General features: G+C 58.1%; 31 protein-coding genes and 1 tRNA gene. 21 read left to right on the plus strand and 11 right to left on the minus strand.

The window, feature by feature from the left end; all coding sequences use genetic code 11:
• Positions 1–200 precede the first annotated feature (200 nt).
• The 3 genes from AC4PS6_RS28010 to AC4PS6_RS28020 form a co-directional block, all read right to left on the minus strand.
• The gene (locus tag AC4PS6_RS28010) at positions 201–2429 is read right to left on the minus strand and encodes an ATP-binding protein (protein WP_014719849.1); all 2229 of its coding nucleotides are present in this window, start codon (positions 2427–2429) and stop codon (positions 201–203) included.
• Positions 2426–3040: a biliverdin-producing heme oxygenase gene (locus AC4PS6_RS28015; RefSeq protein ID WP_003194034.1), complete on the minus strand. Its 615-nt coding sequence runs from the start codon at positions 3038–3040 to the stop codon at positions 2426–2428. Before AC4PS6_RS28015 ends, AC4PS6_RS28010 begins: the two co-directional genes overlap by 4 nt.
• A gap of 212 nt (positions 3041–3252) precedes the next feature.
• On the minus strand, positions 3253–3615 hold the full coding sequence (locus AC4PS6_RS28020; RefSeq protein WP_003194033.1) for a response regulator: 363 nt from the start codon (positions 3613–3615) through the stop codon (positions 3253–3255).
• Positions 3616–3779: 164 nt separating this feature from the next.
• Here AC4PS6_RS28020 and AC4PS6_RS28025 point away from each other — a divergent pair, with 164 nt between their 5' ends.
• Positions 3780–4211, plus strand: a complete 432-nt coding sequence (locus AC4PS6_RS28025) for a bleomycin resistance protein (RefSeq protein ID WP_102665959.1) — start codon at positions 3780–3782, stop codon at positions 4209–4211.
• A 30-nt stretch (positions 4212–4241) separates the two neighbouring features.
• Entirely contained in the window at positions 4242–4616 is a 375-nt protein-coding gene (locus tag AC4PS6_RS28030; protein ID WP_019817492.1) for a c-type cytochrome, read from the plus strand.
• 20 nt (positions 4617–4636) lie between these two features.
• Here AC4PS6_RS28030 and AC4PS6_RS28035 read toward each other — a convergent pair whose 3' ends face one another.
• The 3 genes from AC4PS6_RS28035 to AC4PS6_RS28045 are packed head-to-tail and all read right to left on the minus strand — an operon-like array spanning position 4637 to position 6399.
• Entirely contained in the window at positions 4637–4921 is a 285-nt protein-coding gene (locus AC4PS6_RS28035; RefSeq protein ID WP_014719845.1) for a barstar family protein, read from the minus strand.
• Between the two features lie 58 nt (positions 4922–4979).
• Positions 4980–5237, minus strand: coding sequence for a colicin E3-like toxin immunity protein (locus tag AC4PS6_RS28040; protein WP_020302007.1), 258 nt, complete (start codon positions 5235–5237; stop codon positions 4980–4982).
• 7 nt (positions 5238–5244) lie between these two features.
• Positions 5245–6399 (minus strand): S-type pyocin domain-containing protein, encoded by a 1155-nt coding sequence (locus AC4PS6_RS28045; protein WP_492181067.1) that lies wholly within the window; start codon positions 6397–6399, stop codon positions 5245–5247.
• Positions 6400–6593: 194 nt separating this feature from the next.
• On the opposite strand from AC4PS6_RS28045, the gene AC4PS6_RS28050 reads away from it, so the two are divergent.
• Entirely contained in the window at positions 6594–7064 is a 471-nt protein-coding gene (locus AC4PS6_RS28050) for a helix-turn-helix domain-containing protein (protein WP_014719842.1), read from the plus strand.
• Positions 7061–7636, plus strand: a complete 576-nt coding sequence (locus AC4PS6_RS28055; RefSeq protein WP_020302006.1) for a PIN domain-containing protein — start codon at positions 7061–7063, stop codon at positions 7634–7636. Before AC4PS6_RS28050 ends, AC4PS6_RS28055 begins: the two co-directional genes overlap by 4 nt.
• An 80-nt stretch (positions 7637–7716) precedes the next feature.
• On the opposite strand, the gene AC4PS6_RS28060 is transcribed toward AC4PS6_RS28055, so the two are convergent.
• Positions 7717–8088, minus strand: coding sequence for a PH domain-containing protein (locus AC4PS6_RS28060; protein WP_014719840.1), 372 nt, complete (start codon positions 8086–8088; stop codon positions 7717–7719).
• A gap of 156 nt (positions 8089–8244) precedes the next feature.
• Between AC4PS6_RS28060 and AC4PS6_RS28065 the strand changes: the two genes are divergently transcribed.
• A complete protein-coding gene (locus tag AC4PS6_RS28065; RefSeq protein WP_054922017.1) occupies positions 8245–8880 on the plus strand; it encodes a LysE family translocator in 636 nt (211 codons plus the stop codon).
• Positions 8881–8888: 8 nt separating this feature from the next.
• On the opposite strand, the gene AC4PS6_RS28070 is transcribed toward AC4PS6_RS28065, so the two are convergent.
• Entirely contained in the window at positions 8889–9581 is a 693-nt protein-coding gene (locus tag AC4PS6_RS28070; RefSeq protein WP_073453346.1) for an NBR1-Ig-like domain-containing protein, read from the minus strand.
• A gap of 225 nt (positions 9582–9806) precedes the next feature.
• On the opposite strand from AC4PS6_RS28070, the gene AC4PS6_RS28075 reads away from it, so the two are divergent.
• Both AC4PS6_RS28075 and AC4PS6_RS28080 read left to right on the plus strand, forming a co-directional pair.
• Complete coding sequence (locus tag AC4PS6_RS28075; protein ID WP_038451451.1) at positions 9807–10613, plus strand: 2OG-Fe(II) oxygenase family protein; 807 nt, start codon at positions 9807–9809, stop codon at positions 10611–10613.
• Positions 10614–10639: 26 nt separating this feature from the next.
• Positions 10640–11278, plus strand: a complete 639-nt coding sequence (locus tag AC4PS6_RS28080) for a LysE/ArgO family amino acid transporter (RefSeq protein ID WP_020302002.1) — start codon at positions 10640–10642, stop codon at positions 11276–11278.
• On the opposite strand, the gene AC4PS6_RS28085 is transcribed toward AC4PS6_RS28080, so the two are convergent.
• Positions 11249–11578, minus strand: coding sequence for a hypothetical protein (locus tag AC4PS6_RS28085; RefSeq protein ID WP_020302001.1), 330 nt, complete (start codon positions 11576–11578; stop codon positions 11249–11251). The genes AC4PS6_RS28080 and AC4PS6_RS28085 overlap by 30 nt on opposite strands.
• A gap of 83 nt (positions 11579–11661) precedes the next feature.
• Positions 11662–11746: transfer RNA gene (locus AC4PS6_RS28090), tRNA-Leu, on the minus strand.
• A 108-nt stretch (positions 11747–11854) separates the two neighbouring features.
• Here AC4PS6_RS28090 and queA point away from each other — a divergent pair.
• From queA to AC4PS6_RS28120, 6 genes are all read left to right on the plus strand, one after another.
• On the plus strand, positions 11855–12904 hold the full coding sequence (queA, locus tag AC4PS6_RS28095) for a tRNA preQ1(34) S-adenosylmethionine ribosyltransferase-isomerase QueA (RefSeq protein ID WP_003194027.1): 1050 nt from the start codon (positions 11855–11857) through the stop codon (positions 12902–12904).
• Positions 12905–12909: 5 nt separating this feature from the next.
• The gene (gene tgt, locus AC4PS6_RS28100) at positions 12910–14025 is read left to right on the plus strand and encodes a tRNA guanosine(34) transglycosylase Tgt (protein WP_032803964.1); all 1116 of its coding nucleotides are present in this window, start codon (positions 12910–12912) and stop codon (positions 14023–14025) included.
• Between the two features lie 43 nt (positions 14026–14068).
• On the plus strand, positions 14069–14407 hold the full coding sequence (gene yajC / locus AC4PS6_RS28105) for a preprotein translocase subunit YajC (protein WP_003175975.1): 339 nt from the start codon (positions 14069–14071) through the stop codon (positions 14405–14407).
• 62 nt (positions 14408–14469) lie between these two features.
• Positions 14470–16338, plus strand: a complete 1869-nt coding sequence (gene secD / locus AC4PS6_RS28110) for a protein translocase subunit SecD (protein ID WP_336827163.1) — start codon at positions 14470–14472, stop codon at positions 16336–16338.
• 9 nt (positions 16339–16347) lie between these two features.
• On the plus strand, positions 16348–17262 hold the full coding sequence (gene secF / locus AC4PS6_RS28115; protein ID WP_014719825.1) for a protein translocase subunit SecF: 915 nt from the start codon (positions 16348–16350) through the stop codon (positions 17260–17262).
• Between the two features lie 123 nt (positions 17263–17385).
• Positions 17386–17928 (plus strand): glycine zipper 2TM domain-containing protein, encoded by a 543-nt coding sequence (locus tag AC4PS6_RS28120; protein ID WP_003194023.1) that lies wholly within the window; start codon positions 17386–17388, stop codon positions 17926–17928.
• A 209-nt stretch (positions 17929–18137) separates the two neighbouring features.
• Here the strand turns inward: AC4PS6_RS28120 and suhB are convergent, their stop codons facing one another.
• Positions 18138–18953 carry a type III secretion system regulator SuhB gene (suhB, locus tag AC4PS6_RS28125; RefSeq protein ID WP_005791195.1) on the minus strand — a complete coding sequence of 272 codons (816 nt, stop codon included), beginning with the start codon at positions 18951–18953 and terminating at the stop codon, positions 18138–18140.
• 145 nt (positions 18954–19098) lie between these two features.
• On the opposite strand from suhB, the gene trmJ reads away from it, so the two are divergent.
• The 8 genes from trmJ to hscA all read left to right on the plus strand — a co-directional run bounded on the left by trmJ (position 19099) and on the right by hscA (position 25983).
• A complete protein-coding gene (gene trmJ / locus AC4PS6_RS28130) occupies positions 19099–19869 on the plus strand; it encodes a tRNA (cytosine(32)/uridine(32)-2'-O)-methyltransferase TrmJ (protein WP_014719824.1) in 771 nt (256 codons plus the stop codon).
• 2 nt (positions 19870–19871) lie between these two features.
• Positions 19872–20657 carry a serine O-acetyltransferase gene (cysE, locus tag AC4PS6_RS28135; RefSeq protein ID WP_014719823.1) on the plus strand — a complete coding sequence of 262 codons (786 nt, stop codon included), beginning with the start codon at positions 19872–19874 and terminating at the stop codon, positions 20655–20657.
• Positions 20658–20944: 287 nt separating this feature from the next.
• The gene (gene iscR, locus AC4PS6_RS28140) at positions 20945–21436 is read left to right on the plus strand and encodes a Fe-S cluster assembly transcriptional regulator IscR (RefSeq protein ID WP_003194020.1); all 492 of its coding nucleotides are present in this window, start codon (positions 20945–20947) and stop codon (positions 21434–21436) included.
• A 50-nt stretch (positions 21437–21486) separates the two neighbouring features.
• Positions 21487–22701: an IscS subfamily cysteine desulfurase gene (locus AC4PS6_RS28145; RefSeq protein ID WP_003194019.1), complete on the plus strand. Its 1215-nt coding sequence runs from the start codon at positions 21487–21489 to the stop codon at positions 22699–22701.
• Between the two features lie 99 nt (positions 22702–22800).
• Positions 22801–23187, plus strand: a complete 387-nt coding sequence (iscU, locus tag AC4PS6_RS28150) for a Fe-S cluster assembly scaffold IscU (RefSeq protein ID WP_003175965.1) — start codon at positions 22801–22803, stop codon at positions 23185–23187.
• Positions 23188–23215: 28 nt separating this feature from the next.
• The gene (iscA, locus tag AC4PS6_RS28155) at positions 23216–23539 is read left to right on the plus strand and encodes an iron-sulfur cluster assembly protein IscA (protein ID WP_003209680.1); all 324 of its coding nucleotides are present in this window, start codon (positions 23216–23218) and stop codon (positions 23537–23539) included.
• 8 nt (positions 23540–23547) lie between these two features.
• On the plus strand, positions 23548–24069 hold the full coding sequence (hscB, locus tag AC4PS6_RS28160) for a co-chaperone HscB (RefSeq protein WP_014719822.1): 522 nt from the start codon (positions 23548–23550) through the stop codon (positions 24067–24069).
• Positions 24070–24120: 51 nt separating this feature from the next.
• Entirely contained in the window at positions 24121–25983 is a 1863-nt protein-coding gene (hscA, locus tag AC4PS6_RS28165; protein ID WP_014719821.1) for a Fe-S protein assembly chaperone HscA, read from the plus strand.
• The last annotated feature ends 1 nt before the right edge of the window (position 25984 follow it).

Here is a 25984-nt window from a genome sequence, read left to right on the forward strand (position 1 = left end):
TAGCTTTCATGCCTTGCTGGATGTTATAGCTCAAGCTGTCAAACGAATTGCCAATGATCATCGGTAAACCCCTTACTCAATTGGAGGACTGTTGTCGCACCAATACTCCCTTTGAGTGCGCACCGTTTCAGTGGCATTGGCCGGGTTGTTCGTTCCCGGCCAAAGGTATCCGCATGTTGGGTTTAGAAAATGGGCGCGTTTCAGGCAGGCTTTGGCACCGTAAACCTGAACTCACTACCGCACCCCAACTCACTTTCGGCCTCGATGCGCCCACCATGAGCCTGGACAATCCCCTGGGTGATATACAGCCCCAACCCGCTGCCGGTGGGGTTGTTTTCAGTCTGGGTCCAATAGCGATCGAACACATGGGGCAAATCGTCCGGTGCAATGCCTTCACCGGAGTCTCGCACCGAAAATACAATCTCCTCACCGTTGCTCATGGCGCTGATGCCGATGTTGCCTTGGCGTGGGGTGAACTTGATCGCATTGCCGATCAGGTTCGACAGCACCTGGAACAAGCGCTCCGGGTCGGCCTTGATCTGCAGGCCGGGCTCGACATTGAACGACAGGTCGATGCCTTTTTCCGAGGCCAGGGGGGCCAGCAACGAATACGCTTCTTCAAAGATCTGGCTGACGTCCAGCGCCACCGGCTTGACCACATAGCGCCCGGCCTCGATCTTCGAGGTGTCGAGCAAATCTTCCAGCAACACATTCATGCGCCCGGCGGCCTGTTGCATGGTGTCGATCGCGGAAGAGATACGGCGTGAGGTGTGTGGACCATCGGAGCTGAAGGCTTTTTGCATCATGCCGCAGAGCATGGAGATGACGGTCATGGGGTTGCGCAGGTCGTGGGAAACCACCGCGACCAGCTCGTCCCGCGCACGCACCGCTTGTTGCTCGCGCAGCACTTGGCGGGACAGGTCGTTCTCCAGGGCCGAGCGGCGCAAATCGTTGGCGGCAAACAGGTCGCCATGGCTCCATTTGGTGGAGATGCCGGCCATCTCCACCTTCCAGATTTCAAACGAGGTGCGTGGGCGAAGGCGCATGCCCGCGTCGCAGGTTTCCAGATTCAGCGGCTTCTGCGGGTCGCCACTCCAGTGGATGTTCTCTTTGACTTCCGGGCGAAACCACAACACACCGTTATCCACAGGCTTGGGCAAGCTCATGGCGAGCACGCCGCTGGCCACGCTCTGGAACTCAGCGGCAGGCGGGTAAACCGAGGCCAGGTTATGGCTGGAAAATACCGGTTCACCGTTGGCCTGCAACCACTTGTGCAGCGCGCGTATCTGCGCCGGTTCCGGGCAATTGCCGTAGCGGTGCAGTTGTTTATCTTCGATGATCGCCACGCCGCCGGAGAGGGTCAGGTCCATCAGCATTCGGCCTTGTTGGGCCAGGCCGTCGAAGACGTTATTGGCAGAGGCTTTCATCGCCAGGTCCAGCAGCGCCAGCGCTTGGACTTTCTCGTCGCGCTGGCGGGTCAGCTCCAGGGCCTCCATGGCACTGATCTGCAATGACAGCACCTGGCCGATGGTCTGGCAGGCCATGCGCAGGTCATTAGGTACCAGCAGCGGCTCACGGTTGCCGCAGCTGATCAGGCCCCAGAGTTTGTCGCCCTTCATCAACGAAATACTCATGGACGACAACACGCCCATGTTCTGCATGTACTGGCAGTGAATCGGCGACACGCTGCGCAGGGTGGCGAAGCTCAGGTCCAGGGGCTGCCCGGTGTCCGGGCGCAATTTGGGCACCAGCGGTACCGGTTCGTAGGACGCATTCGGGATGATCCGTAGCCAGTTGGTGCGATACAGCTCCCGAGCCTGCTCGGGGATGTCGGACGCGGGGAAGAACAGCCCGTTGAACAATTCCATTGACGGCGCCGAGGCCTCCGCGATCACCTGGCCATGGCCTTCCTCTTCGAAGCGATAGATGAGCACCCGGTCATAACCGGTCATGGCCTGGATTTCGTTGACGGTGATGGCGTAGAGCGCCTCCAAGGTCTTTGCCGATTGCAGGCGGTGCAGCATCTTGCCCAGATCGCTGGTGCGGCCATTGTGCGCTCGGGGTTTGAAATCCTTGAGCCGTGGTTCGAATTCCAGCACTAACACGCCCTGGTGGCGATGCAACAGGCCTTCGAACTGCTCACCCTTGAAGGTGATCAGCAGGGGCGGCGAGTCCAGGAATGCGCTGTCCTCGGCCATGGTTCGCACGGCCTGGGCGTACTCCTCGCCAATCAATCTGTGCAACGGTTGATCCAACAGCGCCTCGGGGGCGTGGCCGAACAACGTACCGACGTTGGCACTTACCTGAATAATGTTCAGGCCAGGTTCCGACAAAGTCAGCAGCACGCCGTGGGGCTGGATGGCCCCCGGAAAACGAATGGGTTCGTCGGCGCAGTTGGCAAGCAGCTCTTCAAAATCTTCGGGTTTCATAGCAATACCTCCTGGCTGTCGAGCCATTGCTCAAAGCCGCTGAATGTCGAACGGGCCGCCATCACCGCGCGCGCGGCGGCATCTGTATCCAGTGGCTGGCGGCTCAGATAATCGAGGAAATCTTTCCAGCGCCGTCCGGTCTCGGCGCCGTATACATTGAGAAAGGCACCGCCGTTGTCGGCGTTCACATCCAGGCGCAGGGCCATTTCCCGGCGCAGCACTTGGCCACCCAGGGTGGCGCCTTCCAGCACATACAGGGCGCCGAGACACGCAGCCGGCGTGTTTAATACGGGGAGTTGGGTACAGCGAGGCAGGGCATGGATGGCGTGGTCAGTCAGGCCGAGTGCGTGCAGGTCATGGACCAGTGTTGGCGTTTTCACACGCAACACAGGCTCATATCCATCGGGAATCAAACCGCTGTCATACAGCGCCGCTTCCATCGGCTGATAAAAGCCGTAGTACGCTTGCAGCAGGCGCCGATACCACTGGGCATCCAGGCGCTCGGAAAAAAACGGCAGGCGCTGTTCCAACGCCACATGCAGCAGGCCCGTGCCCGTGCGCAACGTTTCCAACAAGGAGGGCGCACTAACGTCATGGGCCTGTGAATGCATTCAATGAGCTCGAACTGTGGGCCTGTCGGCCATGAATGACGCGTGAAAATGGGCGACGATTCTACACAACTCATTGTCGTCAGCTGAACGCAGAAACGAAAAGGCTGACCAGCGGATCAGAAAAGTCGCTCCCTGCACCTTACATGACCGCAGAACTGGCCCTCAAGTTCGGTTGAAATGATATCGCGCTGCTATCCACGCAGGGGCAGGCCCTAGTGCGTCAATGCTGTCTGCACGCACTCAAGCAAGTGGTCGGTACTCCAGGGCTTGGGCAGAAACCGCACGGAACTGCCCAACTCGGCGGCGATTTTCGTATTACCTGAGGTCAGCACTACTTGTACTTCAGGCCAGCGGTGGGCGACCACACGGCTCAAGTCATAACCATTGAGCAAGCCGGGCATTTGAATATCACTGACAATCAAATCCACCGGGTCATCGCCGCGCTCCAGGTAAATCATCCCTTCGTCTGCCGATGCAAACGATGTCACCACCGCACCAAAGTCTTCCAGCACATCTACCATCAACGCCCGAATGATCTCGTCGTCTTCCAATACCAAAATCGATGGCTGAGCCATGATCCTTACTCCACCATCAGGGGGTTCAGTAAGGTGGAGTGGAAGGTGGCCGGATAGGTTCGATTGGATGTTTTTTAATCGATGGGTGGTCGTTTGACTGCTTGTGAGCCATGGGCACGACAATCCGTTAAGGTGAACGCCACCCCGCCGTCCCAAGGAATGCCATGTTTAACCGTAACCCGCTCGTGCCGGAACTGATCGTCACTCGCCTCAGTGTCAGCCTGGCGTTCTGGGTCGAACAGTTAGGCTTCACCATCGCCTACCAGCGCGCTGAAGAAGGCTTTGCCTACCTTGACCTTAACGGCGCGCAAATCATGCTCGAACAATACGACCCCGACGCCGGCCAGTGGCTGACCGCACCGTTGCAGCCACCGTTCGGGCGCGGCATCAACCTGCAAATCGATGTGCCCGCCGTGACGCCTATCCTGCAACGGTTGGCGCAAATTGGCTGGCCATTGTTCCGCGATGTTGAAGATGCCTGGTACCGAGCCGGTGACGTGGAGGCCGGGCAGCGCCAGTTCATCGTGCAAGACCCGGACGGTTATCTGGTGCGTCTGGTGCAGCGGCTGGGAGAAAGGCCGGTCGAACAGGCATAATCCACGGCAACAGCCGATAGGGATACGTGAATGAAGTATGTGTTATTGACCCTCGTCCTGACCGTTATCGCCGCACCCGCGTTCGCTGCGGGCGACGCCGACGCGGGCGGCAAACTCTTCACCAAGACCTGCGGTGGCTGCCACAGCATTGGTGAAGGCGCGCGGGGTGGTTTTGGCCCGGAACTGAACGGCATCATTGGCCGGCCTGCCGGTACTACCACGGACTATCAGTATTCGGATGCGATGAAGAACTCAGGCGTGGTGTGGACGCGGGAAAAACTGGCGGCCTACATTGAAGACCCGAAGTCGGTGGTGAGTGGCACGCGGATGATCTTCTGGGGGATCAGTGACCAGGAGAAGATTGAAAATATCCTGGCGTACTTAGCGACATTCCAGCCCAAGTGAGGCGCCCAGGCTGACGGGCATCAGTAGCGAACCCGCGACGCAAGGTCCGGGTAATGGGTCGCGAGCTCAGCCAAGCACTGCCGCAGCATCTTGGCATCGTGAGGTAGGCACTCCGAAAAAATATCCCAACCAGAAAACTCAAGCGTCTCGGGCATTTCTACCAAGCCGGTGATGGCGTCCCAAAAAGCATCCCAGTTCTGGCCATACCAGGTGGGGAAGTTGAGTGAAGTGCCCAGCGTGGCGTGAAGCTCTTTGGGGTTCTGAATGCGGGTCAGGTCTATTTTGATGATGGATGATCGGGTCACTTGTGCACCATTTGCTTTTTCATCTACTACAGCTCAGGCTGAATTCTTTGAGTCTGCATTACTCGTTTGCAACTTCGTAATCAAATGCGATGAAGTAGTCACTTTCTGAAAGAGCAATTTCGTGAGAAAAGTGCGGCTGTATCACTGATAGCCATTCCCTGCGCAATTCAAACATGCCGTTATTGACGTCCACTGCGCTCAACAACCCGAGCGTGGAAATCACCGAGTAGTCATCTCCGCAGTCCGCTGAACTCTCCGTTCCGTTTAGCCTCTCTGTAGTTCTGTCGAACCATTCCAACCTTATTTTTAGTCCCATGTAGCCCTCACAGATATTTTTTGATGTTTCGTTTTCTGATTGGCCCTTTTAGCTGCTCGCCGCTTATGTGGTTGAACGCACCTATATGGCTCCCATCACTCGCTAGATAAACCTCCAGCTCTCCGTGCTGAGAGTCCCATTCATAGATCTTCCGACCTTTTTCCTCAATCCAGCGTTCTTTCAGCCCGGCGCCTCCTTGTCTGGGAGTCTTGGGTTTTGCTTTTATCAGTTTTTCAAAGCCAGTTATTTGTTCAGTGTCGGGCGCTTTGTGGTACTTGTGATCCCCAGACTTGGCACCTACCACCACATACAGCGGCCGAACCCCCGACCCCGCCGGAAACACCAGAATAAAATCCTGATAGGCCGGTGGGTAAATAGGGTTAACCAGAATCTGCGCCGCCGTCTCAGTCGGTGGGTAGATCCAGATCACGGGTGCTTGCGGCGCAGCCTCCAATGCCGGAACACCTAAGGTGTCATTTGGATCAACGGAGGGCGTCCAGATCAGCTCTACGCCATTATTCAAATCTGCTATTAACTGGCCGCTGCGGTTTTGAAACTGCACCACGTCAATCATCTGCCAATCGGCATTGTTACCTGTGTAAAACCCATACCCCTTAAGCGTGCCGTCGTCGCGTTGCTCGATATGCAGCCGCATTTGCGAACGCGCTCGTTGCAGCGAACGCAACTGTTCCTCGTTGTAGAGCGCGCTATCATTTAGATCCGACGGCCAAGCCAGCGCTACCAACCCTGTCAACAGGCTACCAGCGACGGATGCGCTGACTGTCGCCGCCGACTCCAAAAACGCTGAACGCAATGCCAACTGCCCTAAGCCGGCTGGCAGTGCGCTGCCACTGATCTTGCGCAAGGCAACCGCGCCCCGGGCGTCCACTTCGCGCCCGCCCAACAGACTTACATGGCCGTACTCCTTGATCAGTTCCAGTGGGACAAAACCGGTGGGGCTCGAGTAATGAGCGATACCGTCAGGCAGTTGGCATGGTTTTATGAAAACGCAGCTTGGAGGTTGGGCTGGTGTAGGTGGCTGGGCAGGGGACGGCTCGAAAAAATCGATAGTAGGCGAATACGGCACACGCGACGGTTGCCGGGTGAGGATTCGTCGCTTGAGTAACGCTTGTTCGGTGGGTGGATAAAAGCGTTCTGACATGACCGATTCACTTCCTTGTGCGAGGGAGTGAGCCTATGAGGGGGAGTCAGAAACCGATATCAGCTCAATTTGTCAGTTGATGTGGGAAAAGTTGACTGGTACGTGAGTCGCCAGCATTGTTTCGAATATTGCGATTTTCGTTTGTTTCGTTTAGCGTTGACCTCAACTGAATTGCGTAAGGCCGGAGTTGCATCATGACCATCAACAATCTTCCCAAAACGATCCTTCCGCTGGAAAAAGAAGTCGAGGCGGCAGTGCAAGGTCAGCGTGAATTAGCGTCCCTATTGTCGACCAAATTTGAAACCCAGCGCATCGATATCTTCGACAAAGAAGACAAGCCACACAGGCTTGTCCTACCAACCTCCGCACTGCGTCTGCTGGTCGATATTCTGGGCGAATTGGCGCTGGGCAATGCCGTCAAGGTAGTGCCGGTTCATGCCGAGTTGACCTCGCAGGAGGCGGCCGACCTGCTTAATGTGTCACGCCCGCATTTGGTCAAGATGCTGGAGGAAGGCGCCATCCCCTTTACAAAAACGGGCCGACATCGGCGAGTCCGTTTTTCGGATTTGATGGCGTTCAAGCAACGGCGTGACGAGCAAAGCCAAGAGGCAATGGAAGCGCTGGTTCAACAGGCCCAAGAGTTGGGAATGGGGTATGACGGATGAGGTGTTCGCCCTTTACTGCGGTGTACGATGCTTGTGTTCTCTATCCTGCGGCACTTAGGGACTTACTCATGTGGCTTGGTTTGTCTGGTTTGTATCGAGCGCGATGGACTGGCCAGATTCAGGATGAGTGGAAGCGCAACGTACTTAAGAACCGACCCGATCTTACGGCGGCTCAGGTGGACTGCACGTCGGCGCTAATGGACATTGCTATACCTGACGCGTTGGTGACGGGATATGAGGATCTGTGTTCGAGTTTGGATTTACCAGACCCGGATGACCGGCATGTGTTGGCGGCGGCAATTCGGAGTAAAGCTGAGGTCATCGTGACCTTCAATTTGAACGACTTTCCACCTCATATATTGGCTGCCTATGACATTGAACCGATGCATCCGGATGACTTTATTTCGGATCTCTGGGATTTGGATCAGGCGGCAGTGTTGGGAGCGGCGCAGAAGCAGAGGAGGGCGTTGAAGAAGCCCGCGATGGAGGCGGGAAGTTATCTTGAGATGTTGATGCGGCAGGGCTTGGTGCAGACTAGCAAGGCAATGGGACCCTATGAAATGATGCTGTGAGCAGGATGAGCCCGGTGTACGTCAGCTGAGCCGCAATAAAAAAGACCTTGAAACACCAAGGTCTTTTGGGTGCCTGCGGATCAACTCAGCAGATGCTTGGAAATCAGCCGGGAGATTTCCACGATCGAGGTCTTGCCAGTGAACTCGAATTTCACCTTCCCCAACGACGAAAAATAAATCTCCAACTCCGAATCCAAGTCAAACGTCCCGGACGTTTCCACCGAGTACGCCACGATGTTCTTGTACGGCAATGAGGTGAAATCCTTCTTGCTGCCGGTAATCCCCTGCACGTTCACCGCGATGATGCGTTTGGTGGTGAACACGACGCCGTCGCGCATGGCCTTGTAGGCGTCGACCACTTCTTCGCCGTCCAGCAGCAGGGCCGCTACGCGTTCGGCGTATTCGTTGTTTTGCTTGAGCTTGAAGAAACCTTTGTTGTTGAAGTCGATCATGTGCCTGTCCTGGGTAAGTGGTGCCGTCGGTGTATGCCGTTTTGCCTGCGGATCTGTATCTAACGCCCTGGCCTGCAAGCCCCTAGCATGACGCTCAACACGACCGCGTCGGCGAAGGATTTCACGCTGGCAGCCTAAAAAACCAGGAGCCAATCCATGCCTGATATGTCCAGCTTGCTCGCCTACGGCCTGATTTCACTCGGCATGGTACTGACTCCCGGGCCGAACATGATCTACCTGATTTCCCGCTCCATCTGCCAGGGGCGCACGGCCGGGTTGATTTCCCTGGGCGGGGTGGCGCTGGGGTTTGTGGTGTACATGGTGTGCGCGGCGCTGGGTATCACGGCGTTGGTGATGGCTGTGCCGTTTGCCTACGACGCGCTGCGGCTCGGCGGGGCGTTGTATCTGGTGTATCTGGCCTGGCAGGCGGTCAAGCCGGGTGGGCGCTCGCCATTCCAGGTGCGCGACTTGCCCAAGGACAGCCCGCGCAAGTTGGTGACCATGGGCTTGGTCACCAACTTGCTCAATCCCAAAGTGGCGGTGATGTATTTGTCGTTGCTGCCCCAGTTCATCGACCCGAACGGTCATGGCAGTGTGCTGGTGCAATCCCTGGCGCTGGGCTCCCTGCAGATTCTTATCAGCGTGAGCGTCAACGCGGTGATTGCCTGCATGGCGGGTTCCATCGCGGTGTTCTTCGTCACCCGGCCTGGTTGGCAGGTGCTGCAGCGCTGGCTGATGGGGTCGGTGTTGATGGGTTTGGCGGTGCGGATGGCGGTAGAGGGGCGCAAGTAAGGCTGCTTTCAGCGCGCCATGACGTTGACAATCACATGCAGGATGAATGCTGGCCCGTAGCAAGGCTGCCCATGTTCATCTTCGATACGCCAGATTGAGGTGACGGTACTGGTCTCCCTCGGGGCTCCGAACTCCACGGTGATATGCACTGGCTGGCCGGGCAAAGTATCTGCTATCGGAATATCGTTATTCAGGCTTCGCAGATGGCTATCCATCACCACTTCCAATGGCTCCCCCGAAGCGGTTCGACGGGCGATCACGTACTCCACGTCCACTCTCACCAATCGCCGCCCGCGCCAGGGGCGAATCCCGAGGTTCTGGATCTCCCAGGTTTTCTGAAAGGTTTCACCGGGCAGCACTACGGTCTGGTCAGGCGTGGTCACGTCTGCATTGAATACGGCAATGTCAGATGGGTCGTGCAAGCCAATGGCCCGGTTGGTGATAGCCATTGAGTAAGCATCAGTTGGAGCACCGGTCAGGTCGGCAAAGTAGCGAAACAGCAGCAGCGGGGAGACACGTAGCGCTTTGGCTAATTTGATCAGGGTACGTACGGACGGATCTTTTGAAGCACCGTCCGCCAATGCATAAAGGTAGGTTCTGGAGATGCCAGCCTCCTTAGCCAGGTTAGTCAGGGGTTTTCCCAGTTCTCGGCTGCGTCGTACAACAAGCGCTCGAAGAGTATCGCCAGTTTTGATGCTCATATTTTGCAAACCCGTTTCCAGTGGAAGTCGTCATCTTGTAAGCCAAAAAGGACAACCTGCCCGCCGTCACGGTTACATAGCGATTCAGACTTTGGTCTTGCTGGCGACGTTGTGAAAGACATGGATAGGTCCCGGTTTGGTTGGCATATCCAGTGTCGCGGTTTCTCACATGCTTGCGAACCTTGTGTGTGTTGCATTCCTTTACATCTATCTGTGGATATAGCTATGAGTCCAATGAAAGCGTGCTGTGAATCCATTGCCCGATCAGGCTTTGGCATCCTGCAAATTCCTGATGCGATGTTGCAGGACTACAAAAAGATCATTGATGGCTATTCGGCCATTCCCCAGGCCATCAAGGATGAGTTTTCCTTTGCCCAGGACACGGATGGTTTTTTCCCTTTTGGCGCCGAGTACTCCCTTGCCGAGGAGCACCCGGACCTGTGCGAGCGGTTTTGTTACTGGCCCGCGCACGCTTCAAAAAGAACCGCTTTCGAATTCACCCGAAGTACTTTCGTTGTCGCAGTCGGCAGTTTTGAACGACAGATGAGCGAGTTGGCCCAGGGAGTTATGGATGGCATTTGCGAGGAATTTGGCGTTGCCCCCTTGGCCCCCTTTCGCGCGGCATCGTACATCCAGTTATGTGTCTATGGTCCACAGGCGAAAGACCATTCTCGTCAATATGCCCAGGATCCTCATGAAGACGGGCATATGCTTTCGTTTATCAAGCCTACCCGCGAAGGGCTGGTTTTGATGAAAGGACGATCGTTGGAGCCGGTACGCCTTCTGGAGAACGAGGTCGCGGTGCTGGCGGGTTCCTTGCTGACAGAGCTCTCCGATCATGCCGTGCCTGCCGCCTACCATGCTGTACTTGCGCCCAGCAAACCGGTCGCCAGAAGCTCATTGATCTACTTTGCAAATCCCAATCCGGATCAGTTGCTGACGACCTTTTACCGCCAGAAATCCATTGACCTGGGCAGTACTGTGAATGCTCGTCATACCGGTTTCGGTAATCAACCGATTCAACTGCGCTAAATAGTCCTGGAGGGCTCGAACAGTCCATGTTTCCTCACTTCAATGCCCTTTACATCGAAGGTTTGCTCTTGGGTATCGGACTGTTCGCCGCCCCTGGCCCGAAAGACACCTTGGTGATCCGCCAAGGTGTCGGTCGCGGGCCGATCTGGGGCGTTGTCGCTATTTGCGTAATGGCCGATATTTTCCTGATCGCTTTCGGGGTCACGGGTTTAGGTTCGTTGTTGGGAAGCCGGCCTGAGGTGATGGCACTATTGCTGTTGTCCGGCGCTGCGTATCTGCTTTGGTTTGGTGGCCAACGTCTGTTGGCCTGCATCCGGGATCAGTCCATGCCGGACGCTCAAGGCGGCAACTCGCAAAGAGGGCTGTTGCGCTCGGCGGTCATACTCGGCTTTGCCAACCCTTACGCCTGGCTCGATACCGTGGTGTTGATTGGTTCCATCGGTGCCACGAAACCTGCGGGTCAACAGGCGCTGTTCGCGACAGGCGCCATGACGGCATCACTCGTGTGGTTCGTGGTGTTGGCGCTGTGCTGTCAGCGATTGACGGTATTGTTTCGCAAGCCTGCGGTCTGGCGCTGGCTGGATGCAGGGGTGGCGGTGTTGATGGTTTACCTGGCCGTTACCCTGATTACCGATTCATTGCACATCTTTCAGATAGCTCTTTAGTACGGTCAGCGGGCAGGTCAACTCATCAAGACGAGCGATGTTTTGCACATCGGTGGATAGCCTTTGCAATTCACGCCCGAGAACGCTGTCCGCTCCACCCAATGCAATCAACGCCTGGGTGATGCACTCATCGAGCTTCAACTGGATCTCGGCCAGGTTTCCCTGGCGCACCAACAACCCAAACACCTCGCGATCATAGCCCTCCATCACGGGATCATCGCGCAGCAATGGGCTGCCGTGGTCAGTCTCATGCACCAGCTTCAACGCGAACAACGCAACCGCTTCAAGCGTCAACTCCATGGTCCCGCTCCCTCCACTGCCACGCCTGGCACTTTTTTGCAGGCGAAAAAAAAGACCTTGAATTTCAAGGTCTTTCTTTAAGATGGTGCCCCGAGGGAGACTCGAACTCCCACTCCTTTCGAAAACGGATTTTGAATCCGCCGCGTCTACCAATTCCGCCATCAGGGCTCAATGGCGGCGAAGTATAGAGATGAGATTACCGTTGGTCAATCACGTTTCATGGTCTATTTTCACTATTTCCGCTAGACTTCCCGGCCCTGCTAGACGAACCCCATCATGCGCGTTGCTGACTTTACTTTTGAGCTCCCTGATTCGCTGATCGCTCGCCACCCTTTGGCCGAGCGTCGCGCCAGTCGACTGCTGACCCTGGACGGGCCCAGCGGTGCCCTCGCACACCGTCAATTCACTGATTTGCTTGAGCATTTGCGCCCAGGCGATCTGATGGTTTTCAACAACACCCGGGTGATCCCGGCGCGGCTGTTTGGCCAGAAAGCGTCCGGCGGCAAGCTGGAAATCCTGGTGGAGCGGGTGCTGGACAGCCACCGCGTGCTGGCCCATGTGCGCTCCAGCAAGTCGCCCAAACCGGGGTCGAGCATCTTGATCGAGGGCGGTGGCGAAGCCGAGATGGTGGCGCGCCACGATGCCTTGTTCGAGCTCAAGTTTGCCGAAGAAGTGTTGCCGCTGTTGGAGCGCGTCGGCCATATGCCGTTGCCTCCTTATATAGACCGCCCCGACGAAGACGCGGACCGCGAGCGCTATCAGACCGTGTACTCACAGCGCCTCGGCGCCGTCGCCGCACCGACTGCCGGGCTGCATTTCGACCAGCCACTGCTGGATGCGATTGCCGCCAAGGGCGTCGACACCGCCTATGTAACCCTGCACGTGGGGGCCGGTACGTTTCAGCCGGTGCGTGTGGATAACATCGAAGACCACCATATGCACAGCGAATGGCTGGAGGTCAGCCAGGACGTGGTGGATGCGGTGGCGGCGTGCAAGGCGCGTGGCGGTCGAGTGGTTGCCGTGGGCACCACCAGTGTGCGTTCGCTGGAGAGTGCAGCGCGTGATGGCGTGCTCAAGCCGTTCAGTGGCGACACCGATATTTTCATTTTTCCAGGGCGACCCTTTCATGTGGTCGATTGCCTGGTCACCAACTTCCATTTGCCCGAATCCACGCTGTTGATGCTGGTGTCGGCATTTGCCGGTTACCCGGAAACCATGGCTGCCTACCAGGCCGCCATCGCTAACGAGTACCGTTTTTTCAGCTACGGTGATGCGATGTTTATCACCCGTAACCCGGCGCCGCGCGGCCCTGAGGACAACTTATGAGTCGTATGTCGTTTGAATTGCTCGCTACGGACGGCAAAGCCCGTCGTGGTCGCCTGACCTTCCCGCGTGGCACTGTGGAGACCCCGGCCTTCATGCCGGTCGGCACCTACGGCACCGTCAAAGGCATGTTGCCCCGCGACATCGTCGCCACCGGTGCCGAGATTATCCTCGGCAATACCTTCCACCTGTGGCTGCGCCCGGGCACGGAAGTGATCAAGAAGCATGGCGACCTGCATGACTTCATGAAGTGGCAAGGGCCGATCCTTACCGACTCCGGTGGTTTCCAGGTGTTCAGCTTGGGCGCCATGCGCAAGATCAAGGAAGAGGGCGTGACCTTTGCCTCGCCGGTCGACGGCGCCAAGGTGTTCATGGGCCCGGAAGAGTCGATGCAGGTACAGCGCGATCTGGGTTCGGACATCGTGATGATTTTCGACGAGTGCACGCCGTACCCGGCCGATGAAGACGTGGCGCGTATTTCCATGGAGCTGTCGCTGCGTTGGGCCCAGCGTTCGAAGAACGCCCATGGCGATAACACGGCGGCGCTGTTCGGTATTGTCCAGGGCGGCATGCATGAAAGCCTGCGCAAACGCTCGCTGGAAGGCCTCGACAAGATCGGCTTCGACGGCCTGGCCATAGGCGGTTTGTCGGTGGGCGAGCCCAAGCATGAAATGATCAAGGTGCTGGATTACCTGCCGGGCCTGATGCCCGCAGACAAACCTCGTTACCTTATGGGCGTTGGCAAACCGGAAGATCTCGTAGAGGGTGTGCGCCGCGGTGTGGACATGTTCGATTGCGTGATGCCAACCCGTAATGCCCGCAATGGGCATCTGTTCATCGATACAGGCGTGCTGAAGATCCGTAACGCGTTCCATCGCCATGATGATTCGCCGCTGGATCCTACCTGTGACTGCTACACCTGCCAGAACTTCTCCCGTGCTTATCTGCACCATCTGGACAAGTGCGGGGAAATGCTGGGTAGCATGTTGAATACCATCCACAATTTGCGTCATTACCAAGTCCTGATGGCTGGTTTGCGCGAGGCTATTCAACAGGGTACATTGGCCGCCTTCGTCGATGCCTTCTATGCCAAGCGTGGCCTCCCTGTGCCGCCCTTGGACTGAGTTTTCCGACCCTAAGATTCACTATTTGCAACTGGAGTGCTAAATGAGCTTTTTTATCTCTAACGCCATGGCTGACGCCGCTGCGCCTGCTGCTGCCGGCCCTATGGGCGGTGGTTTCGAGTGGATTTTCCTGGTCGGCTTCCTGGTCATCTTCTACCTGATGATCTGGCGTCCACAGGCCAAGCGCGCCAAAGAGCAGAAAAACCTGCTGGGCAGCCTGCAAAAAGGCGACGAAGTCGTGACCACTGGCGGTATCGCCGGCAAGATCACCAAGGTCTCCGATGCTTTCGTGGTACTGGAAGTCTCCGACACCGTGGAAATGAAGTTCCAGAAGGGCGCCATCGCCGCCACGCTGCCTAAAGGCACGCTCAAAGCGATCTGAGTAACAACCTTTACCAATCGACGGGGCGCGCAAGGCGCCCCGCGTTATAAGCGGGCGGCGTGATGCTGAACAAATACCCTCTGTGGAAATACGTACTGATCCTGGCGGTGCTGGCGATCGGTTTTATTTATTCCGCTCCCAATCTCTATCCTGATGACCCGGCGATCCAGATCTCTGGCGCCAGCACTTCGCTGCAGGTCAATCAGGCTGACCTGGACCGTGCGAGCAAAGCGCTCACCGACGCGGGTATCCAGGTTAAAGCGGCAACCTTGGCGGCTGGATCCAAAGGCGGCTTGTTGCGCCTGACCAAGCAAGAAGACCAATTGCCGGCCAAAGATGTCGTACGCAAGGCCATGGGTGACGACTACGTTGTCGCGCTCAACCTGGCCCAGACCACGCCACAATGGCTGCGCAGCATTGGCGCGCACCCGATGAAGCTGGGTCTGGACTTGTCCGGCGGTGTGCACTTCCTGCTGGAAGTCGACATGGACAAGGCCCTGGACGCACGTCTGAAGGTCTACGAAGGCGACGTGAAGAGCCTCCTGCGCAAAGAGAAGCTGCGTTATCGCAGCCTGCCGCAGCTCAATGGCGCCATCCAGTTGGGCTTTGCTGACGAAGCATCCCGCGAACAGGCCCGTGCGCTGATCCGCAAGAACTTCAATGACTTCGACATCGTGCCTGCCGACCTGAACGGCCAAGCGGTACTGCGTCTGGCGATGAGCCCGGCCAAGATCGCTGAAATCCGCGAATACTCCATCAAGCAGAACCTGACCACGGTCCGTAACCGCGTCAACGAGCTGGGTGTGGCAGAGCCGATCGTGCAGCGCCAGGGTGCCAACCGCATCGTGGTTGAGCTGCCAGGCGTACAGGACACTGCTGAAGCCAAGCGTATCCTCGGCAAGACCGCCAACCTGGAGTTCCGTCTCGCGGCAGACCCAGGCGCTACGCGTACCACTTCCGAAGAATTCGAATTCCGCGAAGGCAACCGCCCTCCAGCGCTGATCGAGCGTGGTTTGATCATCACCGGTGACCAGGTGACCGACGCCAAGGCCGGTTTCGGCGAGCACGGCACGCCTGAAGTGAACATCCGTCTGGATGGCCATGGCGGCGAACTGATGAGCCGCGCCACGCGCAGCAACGTTGGTCGCAGCATGGCGGTGATCTTCATCGAGCAGCGCCCGGTGACCACCTACACCAAGCAAATGGTCAATGGCGTCGAGAAAGACGTGCCGGTGCAGACCTTCAAGGAAGAGAAGAAGATCATCAGCCTGGCGACCATCCAGTCGCCGCTGGGTGCTCAGTTCCGTATCACTGGCCTGAACGGCCAGGGCGAGTCTTCCGAGCTGGCGTTGCTGCTGCGTGCCGGTGGCCTGGCTGCACCGATGTACTTCGCTGAAGAGCGTACCATCGGCCCGAGCCTGGGTGCCGACAACATCACCAAAGGTGTCGATGCGGCGCTGTGGGGTATGTTGTTCGTGTCGCTGTTCATCATCGCCATCTACCGCTTCTTTGGTGTGATCGCCACTGTCGCCCTGGCGGGCAACATGGTGATGCTGCTGGCGTTGATGTCGTTGCTGGGCGCCACACTGACCCTGCCAGGTATCGCCGGTATCGTACTCACCATGGGTATGGCGGTGGACGCCAACGTGCTGATCTTCTCGCGGATTCGTGAGGAGATCGCCGCCGGTATGACCGTGCAGCGTGCAATCAACGAAGGCTTCGGCCGGGCATTTACCGCGATCCTCGACTCCAACCTGACCACACTGTTGGTCGGCGGGATTCTCTTCGCCATGGGCACAGGCCCGGTGAAAGGTTTTGCGGTGACCATGTCCCTCGGGATCTTTACCTCGATGTTCACGGCCATCATGGTGACCCGCGCAATGGTCAACCTGATCTTTGGCGGGCGTGACTTCAAGAAGTTGTGGATTTAAGGGGCTGCCATGTTACGTACAATCAACTTCATGGGCGTTCGCAATATTGCGTTCGGCGTCACCGTGCTCCTTACCGTTCTGGCGTTGTTCAGCTGGTTCCATAAGGGCCTGAACTACGGCCTGGACTTCACCGGCGGTACGCTCATCGAGCTGACCTATGAGAAGCCGGCCGACGTTACCCTGGTGCGCAGCGAGCTGGTCAAGGCCGGCTATCACGAAGCCGTGGTGCAGAGCTTTGGTGCCACCACCGACCTGCTGGTACGCATGCCTGGTGAAGACCCGCAACTGGGTCATCAGGTAGCCGAGGCCTTGCAGAAGGTCGGCGGCGATAACCCGGCGTCGGTCAAGCGCGTCGAGTTCGTCGGCCCGCAAGTGGGTGAAGAACTGCGCGATCAGGGCGGCCTCGGCATGCTGATGGCGCTGGTCGGCATCATGATCTACCTGGCATTCCGCTTTCAGTGGAAGTTCGGTGTCGGCGCCATTGTGTCGCTGATCCACGACGTGATCGTGACCGTGGGTATCCTGGCCTACTTCCAGATCACCTTCGATCTGACCGTATTGGCAGCTGTGCTGGCGATCATTGGTTATTCGCTCAACGACACCATCGTGGTCTTCGACCGGGTTCGTGAGAACTTCCGGGTGCTGCGCAAGGCGACGTTGATCGAGAACATCAATATCTCCACCACGCAGACCCTGCTGCGGACCATGGCGACGTCGATCTCCACCTTGCTGGCGATTGCTGCGCTGATGATCTTCGGTGGCGATAACCTGTGGGGCTTCTCCCTGGCGCTGTTTATCGGCGTTCTGGCGGGTACCTACTCGTCGATCTACATCGCCAACGTGGTGCTGATCTGGCTGAACCTCAACAGCGAAGACTTGATCCCTCCTGCCGCTACCGACAAGGAGGTCGACGACCGTCCTTGATGGGCGTTTGTTGATCCGCTGTTACAAGAAAGGCGCGAGTATTGAACTCGCGCCTTTTTTTTTGCTCCAAGGCTGGGTATAGCGCGGATCTTTCGGTCCGCTTGTGATGGTCAGGAGGTTCATGTGAACAAGTCGTTGCTGGTTGGTGCGGTATTGGGTGCTGTCGGTGTGACTGCCGGAGGCGCTGTTGCCACCTACAGCCTGGTAAAAAGCGGCCCTGAGTATGCGCAAGTACTGGCGGTACAGCCGGTGAAAACCCAGATCAAAACCCCGCGTGAGGTCTGCAAGGACGTCACCGTGACCCGACAGCGTCCGGTGCAGGACCAACATCAAATCGCCGGTACCGTGGTGGGCGCCCTTGCGGGTGGCCTGCTGGGCAACCAGATTGGTGGCGGTAACGGTAAGAAGCTGGCCACCGTGGCCGGTGCGGTCGGTGGTGGCTACGCCGGTAACAAGGTTCAGGAAGGTATGCAGAACCGCGATACCTACACCACTACGCAAACTCGCTGTAACACCGTTAACGACATCAGTGACAAGGTGGTCGGTTATGACGTGCGTTACAACCTGGACGGCAAGGAAGGTACCGTGCGTATGGAGCGCGACCCTGGCAGCCAGATCCCGGTGGATAAGGAAGGTCGTCTGATCCTAGGTCAGAACCAGCAGTAATCCCAAGCCTTGCAAGGTTCAAGTGTGGGAGCTGGCTTGCCTGCGATGGCGGTGGGTCAGTAACCCGTGAGTTGGCTGGCAGGCTGTTATCGCAGGCAAGCCAGCTCCCACATTGGCTTGTATTGAGTCAGTTGGAATTGGTTTTTTGCTAAATCCCAGGCATAAAAAAAGCACCCCGAGGGGTGCTTTTTTTGTGCTCGCTCGCTCGCTTAGCGCTTCAGCGAAGCCGGCAGGTGCGGCTGGATCGCCGTCAGTACTGCCTTGAAGCATTTGGTGTTGCCAGCCACGACGTGGCCTTTCTCCAGGAAGTCATGACCACCGGTGAAGTCGCTCACCAGGCCGCCCGCTTCCTGAATCAGCAGGGCGCCTGCTGCCATGTCCCATTCGGACAGGCCCGACTCCCAGAACGCATCAAAGCGACCGGCGGCTACATACGCCAGGTCCAGGCTGGCTGCACCGGCGCGGCGGATGCCGGCGGTCTGGCCAACCAGGGCGCGGAACATACCCAGGTAGTTTTCCAGATTGTCCATCTGGTCGTCACGGAATGGGAAGCCGGTACCCAGCAGAGCGCCTTCCAGGCTGGTGCGGCCGCTGACACGCAGGCGACGACCGTTCAGTTGGGCGCCACGACCACGGCTGGCGGTGAATTCTTCCTGGCGAACCGGGTCCAGCACGACGGCGTGTTCCAGGCGGCCACGGTATTTGCAAGCGATGCTCACGGCAAAGTGCGGGATGCCGCGCAGGAAGTTGGTGGTGCCATCCAGTGGGTCGATGATCCACAGGTAGTCTTCGCCTTCACCGCTGCCTTTGTGCAGGCCGGTTTCTTCACCGAGGATACCGTGGGTAGGGTAGGCCTTGCGCAGAGCGTCGATGATTTTCTGTTCGGCGGCGCGATCCACCTCGGATACATAATCCTTGGCGTCTTTTTCGTCGACCTTGATGGTATCCAGGCGCTCGATGGAGCGGAAGATCAATTCACTGGCGCTGCGGGCGGCGCGCAGCGCGATATTCAGCATGGGCTGCATGGATAGGTCACCTAAGGTTGTTAAAGAAAGCCGAGCATTCTAGCAGAAACTTTCCTCAGGTGAAGGACGACGTTCGCTTTCATGGCATAACCTTAGGCGGTTCTGTAAGATTTGCTCCCCTTTCCTGTGTCCGCGAGCGCCTCCCTTGCTGCAAAACATTCGTGTCGTCTTGGTCAATACCAGTCATCCCGGCAACATCGGCGGGGTGGCGCGAGCCATGAAAAACATGGGGCTGACGCGCCTGGTGCTGGTCGAACCGCGGGTATTCCCGCACCACGAGGCGGATGCCCGTGCGTCCGGCGCCAATGACTTGCTTGAAAATGCCCAGGTGGTCGCCACCTTGGAGGACGCCTTGGTCGGCTGCAATCTGGTGCTCGGCACCAGCGCCCGTGACCGTCGTATCCCTTGGCCGCTGCTGGATCCGCGCGAATGCGGCACTAAAGTGGTGGAGGAGGCTGCTGGCGGTGCTGAAATCGCCTTGGTATTCGGCCGTGAGGACTCCGGCCTGACCAACGAAGAGCTGCAGCGATGTCATTACCACGTGCATATCCCATCAGACCCTGAGTTCAGCTCGCTGAACCTCGGGGCTGCGGTGCAGGTGCTGACTTACGAAGTGCGCATGGCCTGGCTGGCCGCTGCCGGCCAGCCGAGCAAGGTGGAAAAGGAAGAGGTTGCATCGACCAAAAGTGGCGAGTTGGCCACCATGGACGAGCTGGAACGGTTCTATGAGCACCTGGAGCAAACCCTGGTCGCCATCGAATTCCTCGACCCTGAAAAGCCACGGCACTTGATGGCGCGCCTGCGTCGTTTGTACGGCCGCAGCTCGGTGAGCCGGGCTGAAATGAACATATTGCGTGGCATCCTCACGGAAACCCAGAAAGCGGCCCGTGGTGAGCTTCTTAAGCGGAAGGATTAAAAATGTTCGAGCGTTTGCGAGAAGATATCCAGAGTGTTTTCCACCGTGACCCGGCGGCGCGCAATGCCTTTGAAGTGCTGACCTGCTACCCGGGCATGCACGCGATCTGGATCCACCGCCTGTCCGGCGCCCTGTGGGGCATGGGCTGGAAATGGCTGGCGCGGCTGGTATCGAACTTCGGGCGCTGGTTGACCGGTATCGAGATCCACCCGGGTGCCAAGGTGGGCCGTCGGTTCTTTATCGATCACGGCATGGGCATCGTGATTGGCGAGACAGCCGAGATCGGCGATGACGTCACCCTCTATCAAGGCGTGACCCTGGGCGGCACCACCTGGAATAAGGGTAAGCGCCACCCAACGCTGGGCGATGGGGTGGTAGTAGGGGCGGGCGCCAAGGTGCTCGGGCCGTTTACCGTGGGTGCGGGCGCGAAGGTTGGCTCCAACGCGGTAGTGACCAAGGCTGTGCCGCCGGGTGCCACGGTTGTGGGTATTCCAGGCCGCATCATCGTCAAGCCGCAAGACGGTGATGAGCAAGAGGCCAAGCGCAAGGCGATGGCCGAAAAGATTGGTTTCGATGCCTATGGCGTTAGTGAAGACATGCCCGATCCAGTGGCTCGTGCTATTGGTCAATTGCTTGATCATCTGCAGGCGGTGGATGGCAAGCTGGAGGGCATGTGCGGGGCGCTGAAGGAGCTGGGCAGCCCGTACTGCGCCAAAGACCTGCCTGAACTGCGTGAAGAGGATTTTGCTGAGATCAAGGACGAGGCCGCTACCACCAAGGCGGGCTGAATGCGGACTCTTGTGGGAGCTGGCTTGCCTGCGATAGCTGTCTATCAGCTTGCTTATAGGTTGCTGGCCCACCGCAATCGCAGGCAAGCCAGCTCCCACATTTGATCTCCATTGGCTCGGTGGTCTTGCAGCAGGCCTGGTTGCGCTGTTCGATCCCACCCCATCCTGCTATGATTCGCGCGCCCTTTTTACGGGTATTCCTGACTAAAGTACTAGGTCTTATAGTTGACTTAAATACTCGGGAATCGCATACTTGCTCCCATTCTGAAACACCTTGGTACTTGTCCATGAGACTGACTACAAAAGGCCGATACGCGGTGACCGCCATGCTCGACTTGGCCTTGCACGCGCAAACTGGGCCGGTGTCCCTGGCCGATATCTCCGAGCGCCAAGGCATTTCCCTGTCCTATCTCGAGCAGTTGTTCGCCAAATTGCGCCGTAGCAATCTGGTTTCCAGCGTTCGCGGTCCGGGTGGTGGCTATCAGTTGTCCCGCGACATGCAGGGCATTCAGGTGGCCCAGGTGATCGACGCGGTCAACGAATCCGTCGATGCCACCAAATGCCAGGGTTTGGGTGACTGCCATGCCGGTGACACCTGCCTGACGCACCACTTGTGGTGTGACTTGAGCCTGCAGATCCATGAGTTTTTGAGTGGTATCAGCTTGGCTGATCTTGTGACTCGCCGTGAGGTGCAAGAAGTAGCCCAGCGTCAGGACCAGCGCCGTTGCAACACCAAGGCGCCGCGTCTGGACAAGATTGAAGCGTCCGCCGTCGAGTGACAGCCGAAGAGCTAACGGCACGCCAGCCAGCCTGATTTAGGAGAAAGTCCATGAAATTGCCGATTTACCTTGATTACTCAGCGACCACCCCGGTTGATCCGCGTGTCGCGCAAAAAATGAGCGAATGCCTGCTGGTCGACGGAAACTTCGGCAACCCGGCCTCCCGTTCCCACGTATTCGGCTGGAAAGCCGAGGAAGCGGTCGAGAACGCTCGTCGCCAAGTCGCTGACCTGGTCAATGCCGACCCGCGCGAAATCGTCTGGACCTCTGGTGCCACCGAGTCCGACAACCTGGCTATCAAGGGCGCGGCGCATTTCTACGCGACCAAAGGCAAGCACCTGATCACCACCAAGATTGAGCACAAGGCTGTCCTGGACACCATGCGCCAACTGGAGCGTGAAGGTTTCGAGGTTACCTACCTTGAGCCAACCACCGACGGTATCGTCACCCCGGCCATGATCGAAGCCGCGATGCGTGAAGACACCATCCTGGTTTCGGTGATCCACGTGAACAACGAAATCGGCACTATCAACGACATCGCCGCCATCGGCGAGCTGACTCGCTCCAAGGGCGTGTTGCTCCACGTCGACGCTGCTCAGTCCACTGGCAAGGTCGATATCGACCTGTCCAAGCTGAAAGTCGACCTGATGTCGTTCTCGGCCCACAAGACTTACGGCCCTAAAGGCATCGGTGCTCTCTACGTAAGCCGCAAGCCGCGCGTACGTATCGAGGCCACCATGCATGGCGGCGGTCACGAGCGCGGCATGCGTTCGGGCACCCTGGCGACCCACCAGATCGTCGGCATGGGCGAAGCTTTCCGTGTGGCCAAGGAAGACATGGCTGCCGAAAACGTGCGCATCAAGGCCCTGAGCGATCGCTTCTACAAGCAGGTCGAAAACCTTGAAGAGCTGTACATCAACGGCAGCATGACCGCTCGTGTACCGCACAACCTGAATTTGAGCTTCAACTACGTCGAAGGCGAGTCGCTGATCATGGCGCTCAAGGACCTGGCGGTATCGTCCGGTTCGGCCTGCACCTCGGCGTCCCTTGAGCCTTCGTACGTACTGCGCGCCCTGGGCCGCAACGACGAACTGGCCCACAGCTCTATCCGCTTTACGTTCGGCCGCTTCACCACCGAAGAGCAAGTCGACTACGCCGCGCAGAAGGTCTGCGAAGCCGTCAACAAGCTGCGCGTTCTGTCGCCACTGTGGGACATGTACAAAGACGGTGTCGATATTTCCAAGATCGAGTGGGCGGCACACTAACTATAGAAGCCGCCACCCAAGCTCTGTAGGAACGTGGCGGAAAACGCAGGCGTTTCTACAGGGTTCCAGAGCGGCCCTGATGAGTGAGGATTCAGTACCATGGCTTACAGCGAAAAGGTCATCGACCACTACGAAAACCCGCGCAACGTCGGCAAGATGAACGCGGAAGATCCAGATGTCGGCACCGGCATGGTCGGCGCCCCGGCGTGCGGCGATGTAATGCGCCTGCAGATCAAGGTCAATGATGCCGGTGTTATCGAAGACGCCAAATTCAAGACTTACGGCTGCGGTTCGGCCATCGCCTCCAGCTCCCTGGCGACCGAATGGATGAAAGGCAAGACCCTGGATGAGGCTGTCACCATCAGCAACACCCAGCTGGCCGAAGAACTGGCGTTGCCGCCAGTGAAAATCCACTGCTCCGTACTCGCTGAAGATGCCATCAAGGCAGCTGTTCGCGACTACAAGCAGAAGAAAGGCTTGATCTAAGCATTTGGCGACGAGTAAGGAGTCAACGATGGCTATCAGCATGACAGAAGCGGCTGCGCAGCACATTCGCCGCTCCCTGAATGGGCGCGGTAAAGGTGAGGGGATTCGTCTGGGTGTACGCACCACGGGCTGTTCCGGCCTTGCCTACGTGCTGGAGTTTGTCGACGAGGTGGTTGAAGAGGATCAAGTGTTCGAAAGTCACGGCGAGAAAGTGATCATCGACCCCAAGAGCCTGACCTACCTGGACGGCACCGAACTCGATTTCGTCAAGGAAGGGTTGAACGAAGGTTTCAAGTTCAACAACCCTAACGTGCGCGGTGAATGTGGCTGCGGCGAAAGCTTCAACATCTGAGGCTACTCGTGGGTACTCCTTGTCATTTCGCTTTATTCGAGCTGCAGCCGAGCTTTCGGCTGGACCTTGAGCAGCTCGCCACGCGCTACCGTGAATTGGCGCGTGGGGTGCATCCGGACCGCTTCGCTGACGCTTCCGAGCGTGAGCAGCGCTTGGCCCTTGAGCAATCGGCCAGCCTCAACGAAGCCTATCAGACGCTCAAAAGCCCCCCCAAACGCGCGCGCTATTTGCTGGCGATGAAGGGCGGTGAGTTGCCGATGGAAGTCACCGTGCATGATCCGGACTTCCTGATGCAGCAGATGCAATGGCGTGAAGAACTCGAAGAACTGCAGGACGAAGCCGATGTGGCGGGTGTCGCGGTCTTCAAGCGTCGTCTGAAAACCGCCCAGGATGAGCTCAACGAAAGCTTCGCAGCCTGTTGGGATGATGCGGCGCAACGCGAACAGGCCGAACGCCTGATGCGGCGCATGCAGTTTCTCGACAAGCTCACCTACGAAGTGCGCCAGCTAGAAGAGCGCCTCGACGATTAACCCAGTGCTGCCCGTGATGCACGCCTGATAGACAGATAAGACCTGATTACCATGGCTCTACTGCAAATCGCCGAACCCGGCCAAAGCCCTCAACCGCACCAGCGTCGCCTGGCGGTCGGGATTGACCTGGGCACCACCAATTCCCTGGTTGCTGCCTTGCGCAGCGGCCTGTCCGAGCCACTGCCTGACGCCGATGGGCAGGTGATCCTGCCGTCCGCTGTGCGTTATCACGCAGATCGCACTGAAGTGGGCGAGTCGGCCAAGCTCGCCGCGTCCGCAGACCCCTTGAACACGGTGTTGTCGGTCAAGCGCTTGATGGGTCGTGGGTTGTCCGACGTCAAGCAATTGGGTGACCAACTGCCGTACCGCTTTGTCGGCGGCGAGTCCCATATGCCGTTCATCGACACCGTCCAGGGGCCCAAGAGCCCGGTCGAAGTGTCGGCCGATATCCTCAAGGTGCTGCGCCAGCGTGCGGAAAATACCTTGGGTGGTGAGCTGGTAGGGGCGGTTATCACCGTTCCGGCGTATTTCGATGACGCCCAGCGTCAAGCCACCAAGGACGCGGCGAAACTTGCCGGCCTGAACGTGCTGCGCTTGCTCAACGAGCCGACTGCGGCAGCTGTGGCCTACGGCCTCGATCAGCACGCTGAAGGCCTGGTCGCTATTTATGACCTGGGCGGCGGTACCTTCGATATTTCGATCCTGCGCCTGACCGGCGGTGTGTTCGAAGTGCTCGCGACCGGCGGCGACAGCGCCCTGGGTGGCGATGATTTTGATCACGCCATTGCTGGCTGGATCATCAGCAGTGCCGGCTTGTCGGCTGATCTGGACCCAGGCGCGCAGCGCAACCTGCTGCAAACTGCCTGCGCGGCCAAAGAGGCGCTGACTGACGCTGCTTCTGTTGACGTTTGCTACGGTAATTGGTCGGCCCCACTGACTCGCGAAGCCTTTGATGCGCTGATCGAGCCGATGGTCGCCCGCAGCCTCAAGGCCTGCCGTCGTGCTGTGCGTGATTCCGGTATCGAGTTGGAGGACGTTGGCGCAGTGGTCATGGTGGGCGGTTCCACCCGCGTTCCGCGCGTGCGTGAAGCGGTAGCCGAAGCCTTTGGGCGCCAACCACTGACCGAAATCGACCCGGATCAAGTCGTCGCCATCGGCGCTGCCATCCAGGCCGATACCCTGGCTGGTAACAAGCGTGATGGCGGCGAATTGCTGTTGCTCGACGTGATTCCGCTGTCGCTAGGCCTGGAAACCATGGGCGGCCTGATGGAGAAGGTGATTCCGCGTAACACCACCATCCCCGTCGCGCGCGCCCAGGACTTCACCACCTACAAAGACGGTCAGACAGCCATGATGATTCATGTGCTGCAAGGTGAGCGCGAGCTGATCAGCGACTGCCGTTCCCTGGCGCGCTTTGAATTGCGTGGCATTCCGGCGATGGTCGCGGGCGCGGCGAAAATTCGCGTGACCTTCCAGGTCGATGCCGATGGCCTGCTCAGTGTCGCTGCGCGCGAACTGGCGTCTGGCGTTGAAGCCAGCATCCAGGTCAAGCCGTCCTACGGCCTCACCGATGGCGAAATCGCCAAGATGCTCAAGGATTCATTCCAGTATGCCGGTGACGACAAGGTCGCCCGCGTATTGCGCGAGCAACAAGTGGATGCCCAGCGCCTGCTCGAAGCGGTGCAGGGCGCCCTTGAAGCCGACGGCGAGCGCTTGCTGGATGCCGAAGAGCGCATGGTCATTGACCTGCAGATGCAGGAACTGGCCGAACTGATGAAAGGCAACGATGGTTACGCCATCGAGCAACAGACCAAGCGCCTGTCGCAAGTCACTGATGCCTTTGCTGCCCGCCGTATGGATCAGACGGTTAAAGCCGCGCTGGCGGGCCGCAACCTGAATGAAATTGAGGAATAAC

The sequence above is a fragment of the Pseudomonas sp. DW-iso17 genome, from assembly GCF_058725345.1.

What these genes read in the sequence shown, in the direction of transcription:
- AC4PS6_RS28010 (WP_014719849.1), bottom strand. Translation starts at nt 2,429, where the DNA reads ATGAAACCCGAAGATTTTGAAGAGCTGCTTGCCAACTGCGCCGACGAA.
- AC4PS6_RS28015 (WP_003194034.1), bottom strand. Translation starts at nt 3,040, where the DNA reads ATGCATTCACAGGCCCATGACGTTAGTGCGCCCTCCTTGTTGGAAACG.
- AC4PS6_RS28020 (WP_003194033.1), bottom strand. Translation starts at nt 3,615, where the DNA reads ATGGCTCAGCCATCGATTTTGGTATTGGAAGACGACGAGATCATTCGG.
- AC4PS6_RS28025 (WP_102665959.1), top strand. Translation starts at nt 3,780, where the DNA reads ATGTTTAACCGTAACCCGCTCGTGCCGGAACTGATCGTCACTCGCCTC.
- AC4PS6_RS28030 (WP_019817492.1), top strand. Translation starts at nt 4,242, where the DNA reads ATGAAGTATGTGTTATTGACCCTCGTCCTGACCGTTATCGCCGCACCC.
- AC4PS6_RS28040 (WP_020302007.1), bottom strand. Translation starts at nt 5,237, where the DNA reads ATGGGACTAAAAATAAGGTTGGAATGGTTCGACAGAACTACAGAGAGG.
- AC4PS6_RS28045 (WP_492181067.1), bottom strand. Translation starts at nt 6,399, where the DNA reads ATGTCAGAACGCTTTTATCCACCCACCGAACAAGCGTTACTCAAGCGA.
- AC4PS6_RS28050 (WP_014719842.1), top strand. Translation starts at nt 6,594, where the DNA reads ATGACCATCAACAATCTTCCCAAAACGATCCTTCCGCTGGAAAAAGAA.
- AC4PS6_RS28055 (WP_020302006.1), top strand. Translation starts at nt 7,061, where the DNA reads ATGAGGTGTTCGCCCTTTACTGCGGTGTACGATGCTTGTGTTCTCTAT.
- AC4PS6_RS28060 (WP_014719840.1), bottom strand. Translation starts at nt 8,088, where the DNA reads ATGATCGACTTCAACAACAAAGGTTTCTTCAAGCTCAAGCAAAACAAC.
- AC4PS6_RS28065 (WP_054922017.1), top strand. Translation starts at nt 8,245, where the DNA reads ATGCCTGATATGTCCAGCTTGCTCGCCTACGGCCTGATTTCACTCGGC.
- AC4PS6_RS28070 (WP_073453346.1), bottom strand. Translation starts at nt 9,581, where the DNA reads ATGAGCATCAAAACTGGCGATACTCTTCGAGCGCTTGTTGTACGACGC.
- AC4PS6_RS28075 (WP_038451451.1), top strand. Translation starts at nt 9,807, where the DNA reads ATGAGTCCAATGAAAGCGTGCTGTGAATCCATTGCCCGATCAGGCTTT.
- AC4PS6_RS28080 (WP_020302002.1), top strand. Translation starts at nt 10,640, where the DNA reads ATGTTTCCTCACTTCAATGCCCTTTACATCGAAGGTTTGCTCTTGGGT.
- AC4PS6_RS28085 (WP_020302001.1), bottom strand. Translation starts at nt 11,578, where the DNA reads ATGGAGTTGACGCTTGAAGCGGTTGCGTTGTTCGCGTTGAAGCTGGTG.
- queA (WP_003194027.1), top strand. Translation starts at nt 11,855, where the DNA reads ATGCGCGTTGCTGACTTTACTTTTGAGCTCCCTGATTCGCTGATCGCT.
- tgt (WP_032803964.1), top strand. Translation starts at nt 12,910, where the DNA reads ATGTCGTTTGAATTGCTCGCTACGGACGGCAAAGCCCGTCGTGGTCGC.
- yajC (WP_003175975.1), top strand. Translation starts at nt 14,069, where the DNA reads ATGAGCTTTTTTATCTCTAACGCCATGGCTGACGCCGCTGCGCCTGCT.
- secD (WP_336827163.1), top strand. Translation starts at nt 14,470, where the DNA reads ATGCTGAACAAATACCCTCTGTGGAAATACGTACTGATCCTGGCGGTG.
- secF (WP_014719825.1), top strand. Translation starts at nt 16,348, where the DNA reads ATGTTACGTACAATCAACTTCATGGGCGTTCGCAATATTGCGTTCGGC.
- suhB (WP_005791195.1), bottom strand. Translation starts at nt 18,953, where the DNA reads ATGCAGCCCATGCTGAATATCGCGCTGCGCGCCGCCCGCAGCGCCAGT.
- cysE (WP_014719823.1), top strand. Translation starts at nt 19,872, where the DNA reads ATGTTCGAGCGTTTGCGAGAAGATATCCAGAGTGTTTTCCACCGTGAC.
- iscR (WP_003194020.1), top strand. Translation starts at nt 20,945, where the DNA reads ATGAGACTGACTACAAAAGGCCGATACGCGGTGACCGCCATGCTCGAC.
- AC4PS6_RS28145 (WP_003194019.1), top strand. Translation starts at nt 21,487, where the DNA reads ATGAAATTGCCGATTTACCTTGATTACTCAGCGACCACCCCGGTTGAT.
- iscU (WP_003175965.1), top strand. Translation starts at nt 22,801, where the DNA reads ATGGCTTACAGCGAAAAGGTCATCGACCACTACGAAAACCCGCGCAAC.
- iscA (WP_003209680.1), top strand. Translation starts at nt 23,216, where the DNA reads ATGGCTATCAGCATGACAGAAGCGGCTGCGCAGCACATTCGCCGCTCC.
- hscA (WP_014719821.1), top strand. Translation starts at nt 24,121, where the DNA reads ATGGCTCTACTGCAAATCGCCGAACCCGGCCAAAGCCCTCAACCGCAC.